29 protein-coding genes are annotated in these 14,714 nt (G+C 44.4%); all 29 read left to right on the top strand.

The window, feature by feature from the left end; genetic code table 11:
* The first annotated feature begins 23 nt into the window (after positions 1–23).
* The 29 genes from rpsJ (at position 24) to ACLWMH_RS01905 (ending at position 14,711) form a co-directional block, all read left to right on the top strand.
* Positions 24–329, top strand: coding sequence for a 30S ribosomal protein S10 (rpsJ, locus tag ACLWMH_RS01765; RefSeq protein WP_411915039.1), 306 nt, complete (start codon positions 24–26; stop codon positions 327–329).
* A gap of 55 nt (positions 330–384) precedes the next feature.
* Positions 385–1,002, top strand: a complete 618-nt coding sequence (rplC, locus tag ACLWMH_RS01770) for a 50S ribosomal protein L3 (protein WP_411915040.1) — start codon at positions 385–387, stop codon at positions 1,000–1,002.
* A gap of 1 nt (position 1,003) precedes the next feature.
* A complete protein-coding gene (rplD, locus tag ACLWMH_RS01775) occupies positions 1,004–1,633 on the top strand; it encodes a 50S ribosomal protein L4 (protein WP_411915041.1) in 630 nt (209 codons plus the stop codon).
* Positions 1,634–1,658: 25 nt separating this feature from the next.
* Positions 1,659–1,961 (top strand): 50S ribosomal protein L23, encoded by a 303-nt coding sequence (gene rplW / locus ACLWMH_RS01780; RefSeq protein ID WP_411915042.1) that lies wholly within the window; start codon positions 1,659–1,661, stop codon positions 1,959–1,961.
* A gap of 11 nt (positions 1,962–1,972) precedes the next feature.
* Positions 1,973–2,800 (top strand): 50S ribosomal protein L2, encoded by an 828-nt coding sequence (gene rplB, locus ACLWMH_RS01785; RefSeq protein WP_411915043.1) that lies wholly within the window; start codon positions 1,973–1,975, stop codon positions 2,798–2,800.
* 20 nt (positions 2,801–2,820) lie between these two features.
* On the top strand, positions 2,821–3,087 hold the full coding sequence (gene rpsS, locus ACLWMH_RS01790) for a 30S ribosomal protein S19 (protein WP_411915044.1): 267 nt from the start codon (positions 2,821–2,823) through the stop codon (positions 3,085–3,087).
* Between the two features lie 40 nt (positions 3,088–3,127).
* Positions 3,128–3,556, top strand: a complete 429-nt coding sequence (gene rplV / locus ACLWMH_RS01795) for a 50S ribosomal protein L22 (RefSeq protein WP_411915045.1) — start codon at positions 3,128–3,130, stop codon at positions 3,554–3,556.
* The gene (rpsC, locus tag ACLWMH_RS01800) at positions 3,540–4,301 is read left to right on the top strand and encodes a 30S ribosomal protein S3 (RefSeq protein WP_411915046.1); all 762 of its coding nucleotides are present in this window, start codon (positions 3,540–3,542) and stop codon (positions 4,299–4,301) included. Before rplV ends, rpsC begins: the two co-directional genes overlap by 17 nt.
* A 16-nt stretch (positions 4,302–4,317) precedes the next feature.
* Positions 4,318–4,752, top strand: a complete 435-nt coding sequence (gene rplP, locus ACLWMH_RS01805) for a 50S ribosomal protein L16 (RefSeq protein WP_411915047.1) — start codon at positions 4,318–4,320, stop codon at positions 4,750–4,752.
* 5 nt (positions 4,753–4,757) lie between these two features.
* On the top strand, positions 4,758–4,967 hold the full coding sequence (gene rpmC / locus ACLWMH_RS01810; RefSeq protein WP_411915048.1) for a 50S ribosomal protein L29: 210 nt from the start codon (positions 4,758–4,760) through the stop codon (positions 4,965–4,967).
* A 13-nt stretch (positions 4,968–4,980) separates the two neighbouring features.
* Positions 4,981–5,244: a 30S ribosomal protein S17 gene (rpsQ, locus tag ACLWMH_RS01815; protein WP_411915049.1), complete on the top strand. Its 264-nt coding sequence runs from the start codon at positions 4,981–4,983 to the stop codon at positions 5,242–5,244.
* A gap of 3 nt (positions 5,245–5,247) precedes the next feature.
* Positions 5,248–5,613 carry a 50S ribosomal protein L14 gene (gene rplN / locus ACLWMH_RS01820; protein ID WP_411915050.1) on the top strand — a complete coding sequence of 122 codons (366 nt, stop codon included), beginning with the start codon at positions 5,248–5,250 and terminating at the stop codon, positions 5,611–5,613.
* A gap of 29 nt (positions 5,614–5,642) precedes the next feature.
* Positions 5,643–5,963, top strand: a complete 321-nt coding sequence (gene rplX / locus ACLWMH_RS01825; RefSeq protein WP_411915051.1) for a 50S ribosomal protein L24 — start codon at positions 5,643–5,645, stop codon at positions 5,961–5,963.
* Positions 5,963–6,520: a 50S ribosomal protein L5 gene (gene rplE, locus ACLWMH_RS01830; protein ID WP_411915052.1), complete on the top strand. Its 558-nt coding sequence runs from the start codon at positions 5,963–5,965 to the stop codon at positions 6,518–6,520. The genes rplX and rplE overlap by 1 nt, the downstream gene beginning before the upstream one ends.
* 12 nt (positions 6,521–6,532) lie before the next feature.
* A complete protein-coding gene (gene rpsN / locus ACLWMH_RS01835) occupies positions 6,533–6,811 on the top strand; it encodes a 30S ribosomal protein S14 (protein ID WP_411915053.1) in 279 nt (92 codons plus the stop codon).
* Positions 6,812–6,908: 97 nt separating this feature from the next.
* Entirely contained in the window at positions 6,909–7,307 is a 399-nt protein-coding gene (gene rpsH / locus ACLWMH_RS01840; protein ID WP_411915054.1) for a 30S ribosomal protein S8, read from the top strand.
* A 21-nt stretch (positions 7,308–7,328) separates the two neighbouring features.
* Positions 7,329–7,883, top strand: coding sequence for a 50S ribosomal protein L6 (gene rplF, locus ACLWMH_RS01845; protein ID WP_411915055.1), 555 nt, complete (start codon positions 7,329–7,331; stop codon positions 7,881–7,883).
* A gap of 20 nt (positions 7,884–7,903) precedes the next feature.
* Positions 7,904–8,248: a 50S ribosomal protein L18 gene (gene rplR / locus ACLWMH_RS01850; protein ID WP_411915056.1), complete on the top strand. Its 345-nt coding sequence runs from the start codon at positions 7,904–7,906 to the stop codon at positions 8,246–8,248.
* Positions 8,249–8,257: 9 nt separating this feature from the next.
* The gene (gene rpsE / locus ACLWMH_RS01855; RefSeq protein ID WP_411915057.1) at positions 8,258–8,776 is read left to right on the top strand and encodes a 30S ribosomal protein S5; all 519 of its coding nucleotides are present in this window, start codon (positions 8,258–8,260) and stop codon (positions 8,774–8,776) included.
* Between the two features lie 22 nt (positions 8,777–8,798).
* A complete protein-coding gene (rpmD, locus tag ACLWMH_RS01860) occupies positions 8,799–8,975 on the top strand; it encodes a 50S ribosomal protein L30 (protein WP_411915058.1) in 177 nt (58 codons plus the stop codon).
* Between the two features lie 26 nt (positions 8,976–9,001).
* Positions 9,002–9,448, top strand: a complete 447-nt coding sequence (rplO, locus tag ACLWMH_RS01865; RefSeq protein ID WP_411915059.1) for a 50S ribosomal protein L15 — start codon at positions 9,002–9,004, stop codon at positions 9,446–9,448.
* Between the two features lie 15 nt (positions 9,449–9,463).
* Positions 9,464–10,804 carry a preprotein translocase subunit SecY gene (gene secY, locus ACLWMH_RS01870; RefSeq protein ID WP_411915060.1) on the top strand — a complete coding sequence of 447 codons (1,341 nt, stop codon included), beginning with the start codon at positions 9,464–9,466 and terminating at the stop codon, positions 10,802–10,804.
* Positions 10,805–10,832: 28 nt separating this feature from the next.
* Positions 10,833–11,621 (top strand): type I methionyl aminopeptidase, encoded by a 789-nt coding sequence (gene map / locus ACLWMH_RS01875; protein WP_411915061.1) that lies wholly within the window; start codon positions 10,833–10,835, stop codon positions 11,619–11,621.
* Entirely contained in the window at positions 11,621–11,848 is a 228-nt protein-coding gene (gene infA, locus ACLWMH_RS01880; protein ID WP_411915062.1) for a translation initiation factor IF-1, read from the top strand. The genes map and infA overlap by 1 nt, the downstream gene beginning before the upstream one ends.
* Before the next feature lie 20 nt (positions 11,849–11,868).
* Complete coding sequence (ykgO, locus tag ACLWMH_RS01885; protein WP_411915063.1) at positions 11,869–11,985, top strand: type B 50S ribosomal protein L36; 117 nt, start codon at positions 11,869–11,871, stop codon at positions 11,983–11,985.
* Between the two features lie 37 nt (positions 11,986–12,022).
* The gene (rpsM, locus tag ACLWMH_RS01890) at positions 12,023–12,403 is read left to right on the top strand and encodes a 30S ribosomal protein S13 (RefSeq protein ID WP_411915064.1); all 381 of its coding nucleotides are present in this window, start codon (positions 12,023–12,025) and stop codon (positions 12,401–12,403) included.
* A gap of 9 nt (positions 12,404–12,412) precedes the next feature.
* A complete protein-coding gene (gene rpsK / locus ACLWMH_RS01895) occupies positions 12,413–12,799 on the top strand; it encodes a 30S ribosomal protein S11 (RefSeq protein ID WP_411915065.1) in 387 nt (128 codons plus the stop codon).
* 288 nt (positions 12,800–13,087) lie between these two features.
* Positions 13,088–13,693 (top strand): 30S ribosomal protein S4, encoded by a 606-nt coding sequence (rpsD, locus tag ACLWMH_RS01900; protein ID WP_411915066.1) that lies wholly within the window; start codon positions 13,088–13,090, stop codon positions 13,691–13,693.
* A gap of 19 nt (positions 13,694–13,712) precedes the next feature.
* The gene (locus tag ACLWMH_RS01905; RefSeq protein ID WP_411915067.1) at positions 13,713–14,711 is read left to right on the top strand and encodes a DNA-directed RNA polymerase subunit alpha; all 999 of its coding nucleotides are present in this window, start codon (positions 13,713–13,715) and stop codon (positions 14,709–14,711) included.
* The last annotated feature ends 3 nt before the right edge of the window (positions 14,712–14,714 follow it).

The following is a 14,714-nucleotide window of genomic DNA, read 5'->3' on the forward strand; positions in this document are numbered from 1 at the left end:
AAATAAGTGCAAGACAAATAGCAATGAGTCAGAAAATTAGAATCAAGCTGAAAAGCTACGATCACACGCTCTTGGACAATTCTGCAGAAAAGATTGTGAAGGCTGTAAAGGCTACCGGTGCATTAGTATGTGGGCCGATACCTCTACCTACGCAAAAGCGTATCTTTACAGTTAATAGAAGTACGTTCGTTAATAAAAAGTCGCGTGAGCAGTTCGAGCTTTCATCTTATAAGCGTTTGATTGACATCCATAACGCATCGCGTCAGACGATTGATGCTTTAACTAAGTTAGAGCTCTCTAGCGGTGTTGATGTCAACATTAAGCTGTAGTAAGCGACAAACTACGGTAGAATAGAAAACCAAGTAATAAGTATAATACAAGGAAATGCCGGGATTATTAGGAAAGAAAATCGGAATGACTTCCGTATTCAGTGCCGAGGGAATTAGTCTTCCATGCACTGTTATCGAATTAGGCCCTTGTGTGGTTACTCAGGTGAAAACAAGTGATAAGGATGGGTACGATGCCCTCCAATTAGGCTTTGAAGATGCTAAAGAAAAGCATGTGGCAAAGCCTCAGTTAGGTCACTTTAGTAAAGCCGGGGTTTCACCCAAGCGGCACTTGGCCGAGTTCAAAGGATTCGAAGGTTCCTATAACGCAGGGGATACGATCTCTGTAGATATCTTCGAAAATGCACATTACGTAGATGTAATAGGTACTTCTAAGGGTAAAGGATACCAAGGAGTAGTAAAACGTCACGGATTTGGCGGAGTAGGTCAGACTACTCACGGTCAGCATAACCGTAAGCGTGCTCCGGGTGCTATCGGTGCATGTTCATACCCTGCCAAGGTTTTTAAGGGAATGCGTATGGCCGGTCAAACCGGTAACGAACGGGTAACGGTTCAAAACCTAGAGGTTATTAAGGTAATGCCTGAACATAACCTTTTGGTAGTGAAGGGCAGCGTACCCGGTGCTAAAGGTTCAATTATAGCTGTTGAGATGTAATATGGAATTATCAGTATACAACATAAAGGGTGAGGATACCGGACGTAAAGTTACGCTTGACGATGCTGTTTTCGGTATAGAGCCTAATGATCATGCTATTTATTTAGCAGTACGTCTCTACAGAGCTAATCAGCATCGTGGTACTCACAAGACAAAAGAGCGTAGTGAACTGAGCGGTTCTACGCGCAAATTATTCCGTCAAAAAGGAACGGGAGGTGCACGTCGCGGTGATATTAACTCACCACTTTTACGTGGCGGTGCGCGTGTCTTTGGGCCTCGTCCTCGCAGTTATAGTTTCAAGTTAAATAAGAAGACCCTTGATTTGGCTCGTCGCTCTGCTTTGACCTACAAGGCGCGTCAAGAAGCTATTAAGGTTATTGAAAAGTTTGACTTTGAAGCTCCTAAAACAAAGGAATTCGTGGCTCTCAATAACCAGCTCGGATTAGATGGAGTTAAGTCTCTTTATGTAATGCCTTCAATTCCTGAGAATGTACTTCTCTCTGCTCGCAACTTACAGAATACATCTCTTATAGAGGCACGTAAGATCAATACTTATAGGCTTTTGGATGCAAAGCAGTTAGTTCTTACTGAAGAGGCTGTAGAAGAGATAAACCAGCTTTGCAGAAAGTAATCTTTAGGAGAATGACGCTATAGCAATGAAAGAAAAGGATATTATACTGAGCCCGATCATCTCTGAAAAGATGACGGCAATCACAGAGCAGACTCCTGAGCGTTATGCTTTTCGGGTTTCTCCCAGAGCTAACAAGATTGAGATCAAGCGTGCAGTTGAAGCACTTTATAATGTAAAAGTAGTAGACGTCAATACACTTAATGTAACCCCCACTGTAAAAAGCCGTTACACACGGCATGGAATGGTTAGTGGTCGTGCTGCAGCCTACAAGAAAGCTGTCGTAACCTTGCAAAAAGGCCAAGTGATTGACTTCTTCAGTAGCATATAATAATTAGTAAAATGGGAATTAGAAAACTCAAGCCCACATCACCTGGGCAGAGACACAAGATTATCGGCGCTTTCGACAAGATTACAGCGAGCGTTCCGGAAAAATCCCTTGTTGTAGGAAGAAAAAAGTCTGGTGGCCGTAATAACACCGGAAAGATGACCATGCGCTATATTGGTGGCGGGCACAAGCAAAAGTACCGCTTCATCGATTTTAAGCGCACACGTGATGGTATCCCTGCAACTGTAAAAAGCATTGAATACGACCCCAATCGCTCAAGCCGTATTGCACTCCTCTATTATGCTGATGGAGTGAAGTCGTATATCGTTGCTCCTGATGGTCTAGAAGTAGGCCAAACGGTGCTTTCCGGTGCAGAAGCAGCTCCCGAAATAGGAAATTCGCTTCCTTTGTCAGCAATACCTGTAGGTACGGTGATACACAATATTGAGCTTCGCCCCGGTCAGGGAGCTAAGTTCGCTCGTAGTGCAGGTACATTTGCTCAATTGGTTGCTCGTGAGGATAAGTATGTCGTACTGCGCATGCCAAGTGGTGAAACACGTCGTATATTGGCAGCTTGTAAAGCTACGGTAGGTAGTGTGGGTAATAGTGACCATGCTTTGGAGCGCAGCGGTAAGGCAGGACGCTCTCGCTGGTTGGGACGTCGTCCGCATAACCGTGGTGTTGTAATGAATCCTGTAGATCACCCAATGGGTGGTGGTGAAGGACGTGCTTCAGGAGGACATCCTCGTTCGCGTAAGGGACTTTATGCAAAGGGCCTTAAGACACGTAGACCTAAGAAGCATTCTTCTAAGTACATTATCGAGAGAAGAAACGAGAAGTAACCGATTAGCCGAAGATAAACATGAGTCGTTCGTTAAAGAAAGGTCCCTATATCAGTGTGAAGTTGGAGAAAAAAATACTCCAAATGAACGAGAGCGGTAAGAAAAGCGTTGTAAAAACGTGGTCGCGCGCTTCTATGATTTCACCCGATTTTGTGGGACATACAATAGCTGTACACAATGGTAATAAGTTTATCCCTGTGTACGTTACCGAAAACATGGTGGGGCATAAGTTAGGGGAATTTGCTATGACCCGTACTTTCCGCGGCCATTCGGGAAATAGAAAATAACCGTGGAAGGCTTACAAACCCATAGAAGTATTGAAATACAATGAGTGAAAAGATAAATGATAAGTCCACAGAGGCACAGCCGAGTACGATAGAGTGCTATGCTGTACTGCGCAACGTGCCCACACCACCGCGTAAAATGCGCTTAGTGGTGGATAATATACGCGGCATGGAGGTGACGCGGGCGCTCGGGATACTGCGTTTTTCTTCACGCAAGGCTGCAGCCGTTCGTTTAGAGAGATTGCTGCGTTCAGCAATAGCTAACTGGGAGGCTGCTAATAGCCGTCGTATTGAAGAGGGAGAGCTCTTTATTACGCGTGCTTTTGTAGATGAAGGAAGTACGCTTAAGAGACTGAGACCGGCTCCCCAAGGTAGAGGATACCGTATCCGTAAAAGAAGTAATCACGTTACACTCTACGTCAATTCAAAGCCAAACATCCAAAAGGAAGTAAATAATGGGACAGAAAACTAATCCAATCAGTAATCGCCTCGGCTACATAAGAGGTTGGGACTCCAATTGGTTTGGAGGTAAGAACTATGGTCCCACTCTTTTGGAAGATAGCCGTATTCGTGAATATCTTATGGCACGTCATGCCAAGGCAGGTATCTCACGTATTGTAATTGAGAGAGCGCTTAAGCTTGTTACAGCTACTATCTGTGCTGCTCGACCCGGTATGATTATCGGTAAAGGAGGTACGGAAGTTGATAAGCTGAAAGAGGAACTTAAGAGATTGACAGGCAAAGAAGTACAAGTGTATATACATGAAGTACGCCGCCCGGATCTTGAAGCTACTTTGGTCGCTGCTAATGTTGCTCGTCAGCTTGAGGGCAATATGGCATACCGTCGTGCAGTTAAGATGGCTGTCGGTAATGTAATGCGTGCAGGTGCCGAAGGAGTTAAGATACATGTTTCCGGTCGTCTTAATGGTGCTGAAATGGCGCGTAGCGAGATGTTCAAGGAAGGACGTACTCCGTTACATACCCTTCGTGCTGACATCGATTATGCACATGAAGGCGCCCTTACTAAGGTCGGTATGATCGGTGTAAAAACATGGATCATGCGTGGCGAAGTATACGAAAAGCGTGACTTGGCTCCTAATTTCCAACAATATCGTCAGGCTGCAGGTCAGCGCCGTGAAGGTGGTCGTGGAGATCGTCGTGGTCGTGGAGATCGTCGCGGTAGAGGAGGTGATCGTCAGCGTAGAAATAACCGATAATTGTAGAGATTGATATATGTTACAACCTAAAAAAACGAAGTTTAGAAGACAGCAGAAGGGACGCATGAAGGGTAATGCCCAGCGTGGTAACCAGCTTGCATTCGGCTCCTTCGGTATCAAGGCTCTGCAGAGTAAGTGGCTTACCGGTCAACAGATTGAGGCAGCCCGTGTAGCCGTGACTCGCTATATGCAGCGTCAAGGACAGGTTTGGGTGCGTATATTCCCCGATAAGCCTATCACTAAGAAACCTGCCGAAGTGCGTATGGGTAAGGGGAAAGGTAACCCCGAAGGCTTTGTTGCGCCTGTTACGCCTGGACGTATGCTGTTTGAAGTAGAAGGAGTTCCCTTTGATATCGCTAAGGAAGCTCTTCGATTGGCAGCACAGAAGTTGCCTGTAACTACGAAGTTTGTGGTGCGTCGTGATTACGATGCTGAAAATCAGAATAGCTAACAGAGATGAAAGCAGCAGAAATTAAAGAACTCACTACGGAAGAAATCGTTGAACGAATTGGCGTAGAAGAGCGTGAATATCAGGAAATGAAGCTTAATCACGTTGTTTCTCCTCTGGATAAGCCCAGTTCTTTGACCGATAAGCGCCGCACCATAGCTCGTTTAAAAACGATGTTGGCAGAGCGTCAGATGAGTAATCAAGATACGAATAAGTAAAGAGGTATAAGCCGTGCAACAAGAGCAAAGAAATCATAGAAAAGAGCGTATCGGTATCGTTACCGGTAATAAGATGGATAAAACCATTACGGTGTCTATACTTCGTAGGGAAAAACACCCCATCTATGGTAAATTCGTAAAGAGTACCAAGAAGTTTTATGCACACGATGAAAAGAACGAGTGCAACGAAGGCGACAAGGTACGCATTATGGAAACCCGCCCAACCAGCAAAATGAAGCGCTGGAGATTAGTAGAAATATTGGAAAGAGCCAAGTAAACCATGATACAGCAAGAATCAAGATTGTCTGTTGCAGACAACAGCGGCGCCAAAGAGGTGCTGTGCATCAGGGTCCTCGGCGGTACAAGACGCAGATACGCAGGCATCGGTGATGTTATTGTCGTCTCCGTCAAAAGTGTCATCCCCGGTGGTGACATCAAGAAAGGTGCAGTAAGCAAAGCGCTTATCGTACGCACTAAGAAGGCTGTTCGTCGTCAAGATGGATCCTATATCCGTTTCGGCGATAATGCTTGTGTGCTACTCACTGCATCCGGAGATTTGAAAGGAACCCGTATATTCGGTCCGGTAGCTCGTGAGCTACGTGCCGTTAATATGAAAGTCGTATCGCTTGCACCTGAGGTGCTCTGATAATTAGTTTTTAAGAAGTTAAGAGACTTATGAGCAAGTTACATATCAAAAAAGGCGATACGGTGATGGTAAACAGCGGCGAGAGTCGCGGACGCCAAGGACGTGTCCTGAGAGTTATCCCGGATAAAGAGCGTGCTATTGTAGAGGGATTGAACATGCGTAAAAAGCATACTAAGCCTAATGCAAAGTTTCCGCAAGGGGGAATCATAGAACAAGAGGCTCCTATCCATATTTCCAACCTTAATGTGGTGGATCCTAAAACAGGTAAGGGAGTACGCATCGGACGTTGTCTCAATGAATCCGGGAAAAGCGTACGCTATAGTAAAAAGTCAGGAGAAGAGATTAAGTGATGAGCAATAGTAAACCTAATCTGAGAACAGACTACCGCGAGCGTATAGTTCCCGAGCTGATGAAGCACTTTGGCTATAAGAGTATTATGCAAGTGCCTCGCTTAAGCAAAATAGTAGTGAATCAAGGAATCGGTATCGCTACAGGTGATAAGAAGCTTATTGATGTGGCCATCAACGAGCTGACTGCAATCACCGGCCAAAAGGCGGTAGCTACCTATTCTAAGAAAGATATATCCAACTTCAAGCTGCGTAAAAAAATGCCCATCGGTGTGATGGTAACTCTGCGCGAAGATAAGATGTACGAGTTCCTTGAGCGTCTTATTCGCATAGTTTTACCCCGTATCCGTGACTTTAAGGGTATTAATAGTAAGCTTGATGGTCGTGGTAATTATACGCTAGGAATCGAAGAGCAAATCATCTTCCCCGAAATTAATATAGATTCCATATCTAAAATTATGGGGATGAATATTACCTTTGTAACATCAGCCGCAACTGATGAAGAAGGCTATGAGTTATTAAAGGCCTTTGGTCTTCCTTTCAAGAATAGTGCAAAATAAGGAGTATAGAGCATGGCAAAAGAATCAATGAAGGCGCGCGAAGTAAAGCGCCAGAAAATGGTAGCCCTCTGGGCAGAGCGTCGCGAAGCACTCAAGAAGCAAGGCGATGAAGAAGCATATCGCGAATTGCAAAAGATGCCTCGTAACGCCTCTCCGGTGCGTTTGCATAATCGTTGCTCCATGACAGGACGTCCTCGTGGCTATATGCGCCAGTTTGGTATTTCCCGTATCCAATTTAGGGAAATGGCCTCAAAGGGTTTAATCCCCGGAGTTAAGAAGGCAAGTTGGTAATACAGCGTCCTTTGAGTTTTTAAGCAATTGTGAGTTAAATATTGTCCGATATACTCAAAGCAGGTATGATCGGATCAATTTAAATCGACAGTATAAAATGACAGATCCAATAGCAGATTATCTGACTAGATTGCGCAATGCAATCAGAGCCGGGCATCGAGTGGTTGAGATTCCTTCCTCGAAAATCAAGCAGGAAATTACGAAGGTTCTCTATGATAAGGGATATATTCTCAATTATCAATTCCAACAAGTCGATGACTGCCGTGCTGTGATAAAGGTCGCTTTGAAGTACGACCTACAGCAGAAAACAAACGCCATTAAAGCACTAAAGCGAGTATCCCGTCCGGGGCTGCGTCGTTATGTGGGTTACAAAGATATGCCCCGTGTACTTAATGGATTAGGTATAGCAATTCTCTCCACATCGCGTGGTGTAATGACCGATAAGGAAGCGCGCGAGTTGAAGGTTGGAGGTGAAGTGCTTTGTTATGTATATTAATCTTTTTAGGAGGAAAGAAATATGTCCAGAATAGGAAAACTTCCCATTTCACTCCCTAAGGGGGTAGAGATCTCCCAAAAGGATAATGTGATCACGGTAAAGGGGCCGAAGGGAACCCTGACACAAAAGATCGACGATCGTATCACTTGTACAGTAGAAGATGGTGAGGTAAAGTTTACCAGAGCAAATGATGATCGTGAACAACGTGCTTTGCATGGTCTTTATCGTTCCTTGATCAACAATATGATTCATGGAGTAAGTGAAGGCTTTAAGCAGACGTTAGAACTTGTGGGTGTCGGTTTCCGTGCTTCTAATAAGGGGCAGCTTTTGGAGCTTTCGCTCGGTTATACGCACCCGATCTTTTTGATGCTCCCTAATGACGTGAAGGTTGAAACAAAGAGCGAACGTAATAAGAACCCCCTTATCATGTTAGAGTCTGCTGATAAGCAACTGTTAGGTCAGGTGTGTGCTAAGATTCGTTCTTTCCGCAAGCCTGAGCCATATAAGGGTAAGGGTATTAAGTTTGAAGGTGAGCAGATCCGTCGTAAGAGTGGAAAGACAGCTGCAGCTAAGTAAAACAGTAAGGAGAGTTGAGTATGAATCAAAAACAGTTTAGACGTTTACGCATCAAAGCAAATGTGCGCAGCCGTATTAGCGGTACACAAGATCGTCCTCGCCTTACGGTGTTCAGAAGCAATAAGCAAATCTATGCGCAGCTAATCGATGATGTTGAGCAGCGTACTCTTTGCAGTGCTTCATCTCTGAAGGTTGATGCTAAGGGAACGAAGAAGGAGCAGGCTGCACTTGTAGGTAAAGAAATTGCTCGTGTAGCTCAAGAAGCCGGCATTAAGCAGGTGGTCTTCGATCGTAATGGATACCTCTATCACGGGAGAATAAAAGAGTTGGCTGATGCAGCCAGAGAAGCAGGATTAAGTTTTTAATATAGCGCTATGGCAGTATCATACAATAGAGTAAATTCGTCCAACGATTTAGAGCTTACCGATCGTTTGGTTGCGATCAATCGAGTAACTAAAGTGACCAAAGGGGGTCGTACAATGACTTTCTCAGCAATTGTTGTTGTGGGTAACCAGGATGGCGTTGTTGGCTATGGTTTGGGTAAGGCAGGCGAAGTTAGTACAGCAATTGCTAAGGCTTCAGAAGCTGCTAAGAAGAATTTGATTCGTGTGGTTGTACACAACGGAACAATTCCTCATGACCAGAAGGGCGCATATGCAGGGGCTAAGATATTAATTAAACCGGCTTCCCAAGGTACCGGTGTAGTGGCCGGAGGTGCTATGCGTGCAGTCTTGGAGAGTGCGGGTGTAACGGATGTGTTGGCTAAAAGTCAAGGATCTTCAAATCCCCACAACTTGGTAAAGGCAACCTTTCAGGCACTTGCAGAACTGCGAGATCCACTGTCAGTTGCAAAGAGCAGAGGTATCTCTGTAGAGAGAGTCTTTAGAGGATAAGCATAACGAGAGAAACGTACAAATGGCTACTATAAAGATAAAGCAAGTTAAGAGCAGGATTCGCTGCCCTAAAACACAAAAGAGAACGCTCGATGCACTGGGACTTCGTCGTCTCGGTCAGGTAGTAGAGCACAATGACACACCTCAGATTAGGGGAATGGTGAATAAGGTTCACCACCTCGTAGAGGTCGTTGATTAATTAGATTTTAGAGAGTAAAGCGATATATGGATTTATCAACGCTAAAACCGGCAGAAGGCTCTACGCATAAGCGTAAACGTATCGGTCGCGGACCCGGATCGGGTTTGGGAGGCACCTCCACGCGTGGACATAAAGGAGCTAAATCTCGCTCGGGATACAAAAAGAAGATCGGCTTTGAAGGAGGGCAGATGCCTTTGCAGCGTAGGCTCCCTAAGTTCGGGTTTAAGAACATTAATAGAGTGGATTACCGTCCTATTAATCTTTCTTCCTTGGAAGCAATTGCAGAAGCGAATAATTTGGACACTATTACAAAATCAACTATCGTGGCAGCAGGTTTAGCCTCAAAGAACGATAAAATAAAGATTTTGTCTATGGGTGAACTGAAGCGTCCGCTTAAGGTAGAGGCCGACGCCTTCTCAAAGAAAGCAAAAGAATTAATCGAAGCAGCAGGAGGTTCTGCTGTGACGGCATAAGAGAGTTAAGAGCTTATGAGGTTCGTTGAAACAGTAAAGAATATATGGAAGATAGAGGATCTTAGACACAAGATCCTCATCACCATAGCCTACGTGGTTATTTACCGCTTAGGTTCTTTTGTGGTTATCCCCGGTATTAATCCACATGACTTGACTAGTCTGCAAAGTCAGGCTAGTGAAGGGTTATTAGCCCTTTTGGATATGTTCTCCGGGGGTGCTTTTGCCAATGCTTCTATCTTTGCATTGGGAATAATGCCCTACATTTCTGCATCTATCGTTATGCAACTTGCAGCGATTATTATTCCTTCTATGCAAAAGATGCAGCGTGAAGGAGAAAGCGGTAGACGCAAGATTAATCAGTGGACTCGCTATCTAACTGTATTAATTTTACTTCTTCAGGCACCTGCTTACCTTATGAACCTCTCTGTACAGCTTAGACAGGCTGGAGGAGTATTTCCCGGTGGCTTTTGGTTCAGTTTATATGCAACAATCCTACTAGCTGCAGGCAGTATGTTTGTCTTGTGGTTAGGAGAGCGCATAACAGACAAAGGTATTGGAAATGGTATCTCCTTCATCATCTTGATTGGTATCATTGCACGCTTACCGCATGCGCTTGTTGCTGAGTTTACTTTGCGCGTGTCTAGTTCAGCCGGAGGTTTGGTTGCTTTCTTGGCTGAGATCGTATTCTTGCTCTTTGTATCAGCAGGAGCTATCCTATTGGTACAGGGAACGCGTCGCGTACCCGTGCAATATGCAAAGCGAGTAATCGGTAACAAACAGTTTGGAGGTGCACGGCAGTACATACCGCTTAAGGTGAATGCTGCTAATGTGATGCCTATCATCTTTGCTCAGGCTATTATGTTTATTCCTGTTTCTATAATAGGAATGTTTAATGGAGGTCAGCAAGGTAGAGTGATGATGGCATTGACAGATACAACCGGTTGGTGGTATAATATCATCTTCGCTGTCCTGATTATCTTATTTACTTACTTCTACACAGCTATTACGATCAATCCTACGCAGATGGCTGAGGACTTAAAGCGTAACAATGGCTTTATCCCGGGGATTAAACCGGGTAAACCTACACGTGACTACTTAGATACTATTATGGACCGTATTACCTTGCCGGGAGCTATATTCCTTGCACTGGTAGCAATTATGCCGGCTTTTGCCCAGGTGTTGGGTATTAGTGGCGCTTTTGCCCAGTTCTTTGGGGGTACGTCATTGCTTATCTTAGTAGGAGTGGTATTGGATACTCTTCAGCAGATTGAGAGTCACTTATTAATGCGCCATTATGATGGTTTGCTTAAGAGTGGACGTATCAAGGGTAGAACTGGCTCGATGAGTGCTTATTGATCTGTATAACTGAATTTATACCTGTAAGATGATCACACTTAAAACCGATGAAGAAATGGAGCTGATGTATGCAGCTAATCAGTTGGTGGGTAAAACACTTGCTGAAGTGGCTAAGCACATCGCGCCCGGTGTATCTACATTATCATTAGATAAAGTAGCGCATGATTTTATCATGGATAACGGGGCATATCCTGCCTTCTTGGGTTATGGTGGATTCCCTGCTTCTTTGTGTATTTCGATTAATGACGAAATCGTACACGGTATTCCTAAAGCTGATCGCTATTTAGAGGAAGGTGATATCGTATCGGTGGACTGTGGCACCAAGTTGAATGGTTTTACCGGAGACTCAGCATACACGTTTGCTGTAGGTGAAATTTCCTCTGAAAAGCGAAAGCTCCTTGAAACGACACTTGAGTCCCTTTATGAGGGTATTAAAGCTGCTGTAATAGGCAATCGTGTGGGGCATGTGTCTCACGCAGTTCAAGAGTATTGTGAGCGACGTGGTTACTCAATAGTACGTGAGCTGGAAGGGCATGGCATAGGACGTGACATGCACGAAGAGCCTGGCGTACCGAATTACGGACGCAGAGGAGTTGGAGCGATGCTTCGCAATGGAATGTGTATCTGTATTGAACCTATGGTCAATATGGGGAGTAAAAATGTGATCTTTGATCGGGAGGATGGATGGACTGTACGCACCAAGGATGGTAAGCCGGCTGCCCACTTTGAGCATTGCATCGGTTTCATCAATGGTGAAACACGTATTTTGTCTTCATTCGATTATATAAAGGAAGTAGTAAAGGAGAAAAAATTTTAATGGCAAAACAGTCTGCTATAGAGCAGGATGGAATCATTCTGGAAGCTCTATCGAATGCTATGTTCAAGGTAGAGCTACAGAATGGACATGTGATTACTGCTCACATATCCGGCAAGATGCGTCTGCACTACATACGTATCTTACCGGGAGATAAAGTAAAAGTTGAGATGAGCCCTTACGACCTTACAAAGGGACGTATTACTTATCGATATAAAAGCGAACAATAGCACAAAAGAAATAAGCGAATATGAAAGTAAGAACATCGGTTAAGAAGCGTTCAGCTGATTGCCAGTTGGTACGACGCAAGGGACGTCTGTACATTATTAATAAGAAGAATCCTAAGTTTAAGCAGCGTCAGGGATGATGCTTGAACAGTTTAAAAGTATAACTAAGTATAGAGTATGGCTGTAAGAATTGTGGGCGTTGACTTGCCCCAAAACAAGAGAGGAGAAATTGCCTTGACCTATATTTACGGAATAGGCCGCAGCAGTGCCGCTACCATATTAGCGAAAGCGGGCGTAGACCCAATGGCTAAGGTAACGGACTGGACCGATGAAGAAGCCTCTAAGATCCGTGAGATCATTAGTGCCGAATATCATGTCGAAGGCGATTTACGTAGCGAAACTCAGCTCAACATCAAGCGATTGATGGATATTGGCTGTTATCGCGGCATTCGCCACCGTGCCGGCTTACCCGTTCGTGGTCAGAGTACAAAGAACAATGCACGTACGCGTAAGGGAAAGAAGAAGACGGTTGCTAATAAGAAGAAAGCTACTAAGTAATATTTTTTTATGGCTAAGAAGGCTACAGTAAAGAAACGGGTTGTGCGCGTTGATGCGCAAGGAGAGGCTCATATTCACTCTTCTTTTAACAACATTATTGTTGCCCTCACCAACACTGATGGTCAAGTGATCAGTTGGTCGAGTGCAGGTAAGATGGGCTTTAGAAGCTCAAAAAAGAATACTCCCTATGCGGCTCAGATGGCTGTCCAAGATTGTGCTAAAGTAGCATATGATTTGGGTATGCGCAAAGTAAAGGTCTTTGTCAAAGGACCGGGCAATGGCCGTGAGTCTGCTATTCGTACCTTAGACGCAAGTGGTTTGCAGGTTACTGAGATTGTAGACGTAACTCCGTTACCTCACAATGGGTGTCGTCCCCCAAAGAGACGTAAAGTGTGATTCATTTGCAATCCATGTGTAAGAAATAGTGTATTGCTTGTAGTGTAGACAACTCTGAATAAGTTTGCTATCAGCCTATTGCTTTAGCTTCTAAGCGGATATCAATAGCTCCCCTTCTAACGGGTTGATCTGATCGCCTTTTTTCCCTCTCTTAATGATCAGATCTGCGGCTGCCCAATAGATGAATGAGGTTAAGGGAGCATTCAACTGCTGATCTAAGGTGTAAATACGACTGGTGGATGCAATTAAGAGAATTATACGGTACAAGAAAAATAAGAGTAAATAAACATGGCAAGATATAAAGGTCCTAAATCAAAGATATCGCGTCGGTTCGGTGAACCTATATTTGGTCCGGACAAGGTGCTTAGTAAGAAAAATTATGCACCCGGCGAGCACGGCAATGGACGCCGTCGTAAACAAAGTGAATATAGCCTTCAGTTAGGAGAGAAGCAGAAGGCTAAATATACGTATGGTGTATTGGAGCGTCAGTTCCGTAATCTCTTTAAGAGTGCTCAGCGCTCAAAGGGAGTAACGGGCGAAGTGCTATTGCAGCTCCTTGAATCGCGTTTAGATAATGTCGTATATCGACTGGGTTTAGCTCGCTCTCGTGCGGCTGCCCGTCAGTTGGTGTCACATCGTCATATTTTAGTTGATGGCAATGTAGTAGATATACCCTCCTATACGCTCCGTCCCGGTCAGATTGTTGCTGTCCGCACAAAGGATAAGAGTATGGAGGTTATTCAGGCTTCACTAGCTGGATTCAATCATGCTAAGTACTCATGGCTTGCATGGGATGCGCCTTCAATGAGTGGAAAGTTCCTCAATGTACCTCAGAGGGAGGAAATTCCTGAAAACATCAAGGAACAACTGATCGTAGAATTGTATTCAAAGTAACCCTATAGGAGCAGTAACAATGGCGATATTAGCATTCCAGAAACCCGAAAAACTAATTATGTTGGAGGGTGCAACCAAGCGTACGGCGCGCTTTGAGTTGAGTCCCTTAGAGCCGGGATACGGCATTACAATTGGCAATGCCTTACGCCGTATTTTGCTCTCTTCGATAGAAGGGTATGCGCTTGCTTCCATTCGTGTAGAAGGGGTTGATCATGAGTTTGCTACGATTCCCGGCGTGCTTGAGGATGTAACTAATATTATCCTCAACTTGAAGCAAGTTAGACTCATGCCGATTGTTGAAAATGCTGTTACGGAGGAAATATCCCTCTCTGTTTCAGGTCGTGAAGTGTTTAAGGCAGGTGACCTTAATGATAAGTTATCCTCTTTCCAGGTGGTCAATCCTGAATTAGAGATTTGTCATTTGGGTAAAAATGCCGCATTCAATATCGATCTTGTAATAAACAAGGGACGCGGCTATCACCCTGCGGAGGACAATAAAACTCCGGAGGATGCCTTGAATACTATCCCTATTGACTCTATTTATACGCCTATTCGTAAGGTTATGTTCCGTACGGAAAACTTCCGTGTAGAGCAGAAGACCGACTACGAGAAGCTTATTATGGAAGTTGAATCGGATGGTACGATAGATCCTAAGGTAGCTATGCAGCAGGCAGCAGCGATTTTAATTGATCACTTCAGCCTTTTTGCAAGCGATGAAAGTCTAGTAGTGCGCAAATTCCAGTCTGATGAGGAAGAGGAAGTAGATGCGGAAACGCTTCGTATTCGTCAGCTCCTCAAGGGCGAAATTAGTGACTGCGACCTCACGGTAAGAGCACGCAATTGCTTGATCGGTGGTAATGTGTATACATTAGGCGACCTTTTGAAGTACGATAAGAGCGAACTGCTTAAACTCCGTAATTTTGGGAAAAAGACACTGGAGGAACTAACTGAATTCCTTGAATCATTAGGTTTGGAATTTGGTATGGATCTCAGTAAGTATAACTTAGATAACGACTAAATC

This window comes from Porphyromonas miyakawae, from assembly GCF_045865415.1.
Taxonomy (GTDB): domain Bacteria; phylum Bacteroidota; class Bacteroidia; order Bacteroidales; family Porphyromonadaceae; genus Porphyromonas; species Porphyromonas miyakawae.

Coding starts and splice junctions, on each gene's coding strand:
- rplF (WP_411915055.1), top strand. CDS start 7,329: ATGTCCAGAATAGGAAAACTTCCCATTTCACTCCCTAAGGGGGTAGAG.
- rpmC (WP_411915048.1), top strand. CDS start 4,758: ATGAAAGCAGCAGAAATTAAAGAACTCACTACGGAAGAAATCGTTGAA.
- rplD (WP_411915041.1), top strand. CDS start 1,004: ATGGAATTATCAGTATACAACATAAAGGGTGAGGATACCGGACGTAAA.
- ACLWMH_RS01905 (WP_411915067.1), top strand. CDS start 13,713: ATGGCGATATTAGCATTCCAGAAACCCGAAAAACTAATTATGTTGGAG.
- rplV (WP_411915045.1), top strand. CDS start 3,128: ATGAGTGAAAAGATAAATGATAAGTCCACAGAGGCACAGCCGAGTACG.
- rplO (WP_411915059.1), top strand. CDS start 9,002: ATGGATTTATCAACGCTAAAACCGGCAGAAGGCTCTACGCATAAGCGT.
- rplW (WP_411915042.1), top strand. CDS start 1,659: ATGAAAGAAAAGGATATTATACTGAGCCCGATCATCTCTGAAAAGATG.
- rplP (WP_411915047.1), top strand. CDS start 4,318: ATGTTACAACCTAAAAAAACGAAGTTTAGAAGACAGCAGAAGGGACGC.
- rplC (WP_411915040.1), top strand. CDS start 385: ATGCCGGGATTATTAGGAAAGAAAATCGGAATGACTTCCGTATTCAGT.
- rpsC (WP_411915046.1), top strand. CDS start 3,540: ATGGGACAGAAAACTAATCCAATCAGTAATCGCCTCGGCTACATAAGA.
- rplR (WP_411915056.1), top strand. CDS start 7,904: ATGAATCAAAAACAGTTTAGACGTTTACGCATCAAAGCAAATGTGCGC.
- rpmD (WP_411915058.1), top strand. CDS start 8,799: ATGGCTACTATAAAGATAAAGCAAGTTAAGAGCAGGATTCGCTGCCCT.
- rpsS (WP_411915044.1), top strand. CDS start 2,821: ATGAGTCGTTCGTTAAAGAAAGGTCCCTATATCAGTGTGAAGTTGGAG.
- rpsE (WP_411915057.1), top strand. CDS start 8,258: ATGGCAGTATCATACAATAGAGTAAATTCGTCCAACGATTTAGAGCTT.
- rpsH (WP_411915054.1), top strand. CDS start 6,909: ATGACAGATCCAATAGCAGATTATCTGACTAGATTGCGCAATGCAATC.
- secY (WP_411915060.1), top strand. CDS start 9,464: ATGAGGTTCGTTGAAACAGTAAAGAATATATGGAAGATAGAGGATCTT.
- rplN (WP_411915050.1), top strand. CDS start 5,248: ATGATACAGCAAGAATCAAGATTGTCTGTTGCAGACAACAGCGGCGCC.
- rplE (WP_411915052.1), top strand. CDS start 5,963: ATGAGCAATAGTAAACCTAATCTGAGAACAGACTACCGCGAGCGTATA.
- map (WP_411915061.1), top strand. CDS start 10,833: ATGATCACACTTAAAACCGATGAAGAAATGGAGCTGATGTATGCAGCT.
- rpsM (WP_411915064.1), top strand. CDS start 12,023: ATGGCTGTAAGAATTGTGGGCGTTGACTTGCCCCAAAACAAGAGAGGA.
- rplB (WP_411915043.1), top strand. CDS start 1,973: ATGGGAATTAGAAAACTCAAGCCCACATCACCTGGGCAGAGACACAAG.
- ykgO (WP_411915063.1), top strand. CDS start 11,869: ATGAAAGTAAGAACATCGGTTAAGAAGCGTTCAGCTGATTGCCAGTTG.
- rpsD (WP_411915066.1), top strand. CDS start 13,088: ATGGCAAGATATAAAGGTCCTAAATCAAAGATATCGCGTCGGTTCGGT.
- rpsJ (WP_411915039.1), top strand. CDS start 24: ATGAGTCAGAAAATTAGAATCAAGCTGAAAAGCTACGATCACACGCTC.
- rplX (WP_411915051.1), top strand. CDS start 5,643: ATGAGCAAGTTACATATCAAAAAAGGCGATACGGTGATGGTAAACAGC.
- infA (WP_411915062.1), top strand. CDS start 11,621: ATGGCAAAACAGTCTGCTATAGAGCAGGATGGAATCATTCTGGAAGCT.
- rpsK (WP_411915065.1), top strand. CDS start 12,413: ATGGCTAAGAAGGCTACAGTAAAGAAACGGGTTGTGCGCGTTGATGCG.
- rpsN (WP_411915053.1), top strand. CDS start 6,533: ATGGCAAAAGAATCAATGAAGGCGCGCGAAGTAAAGCGCCAGAAAATG.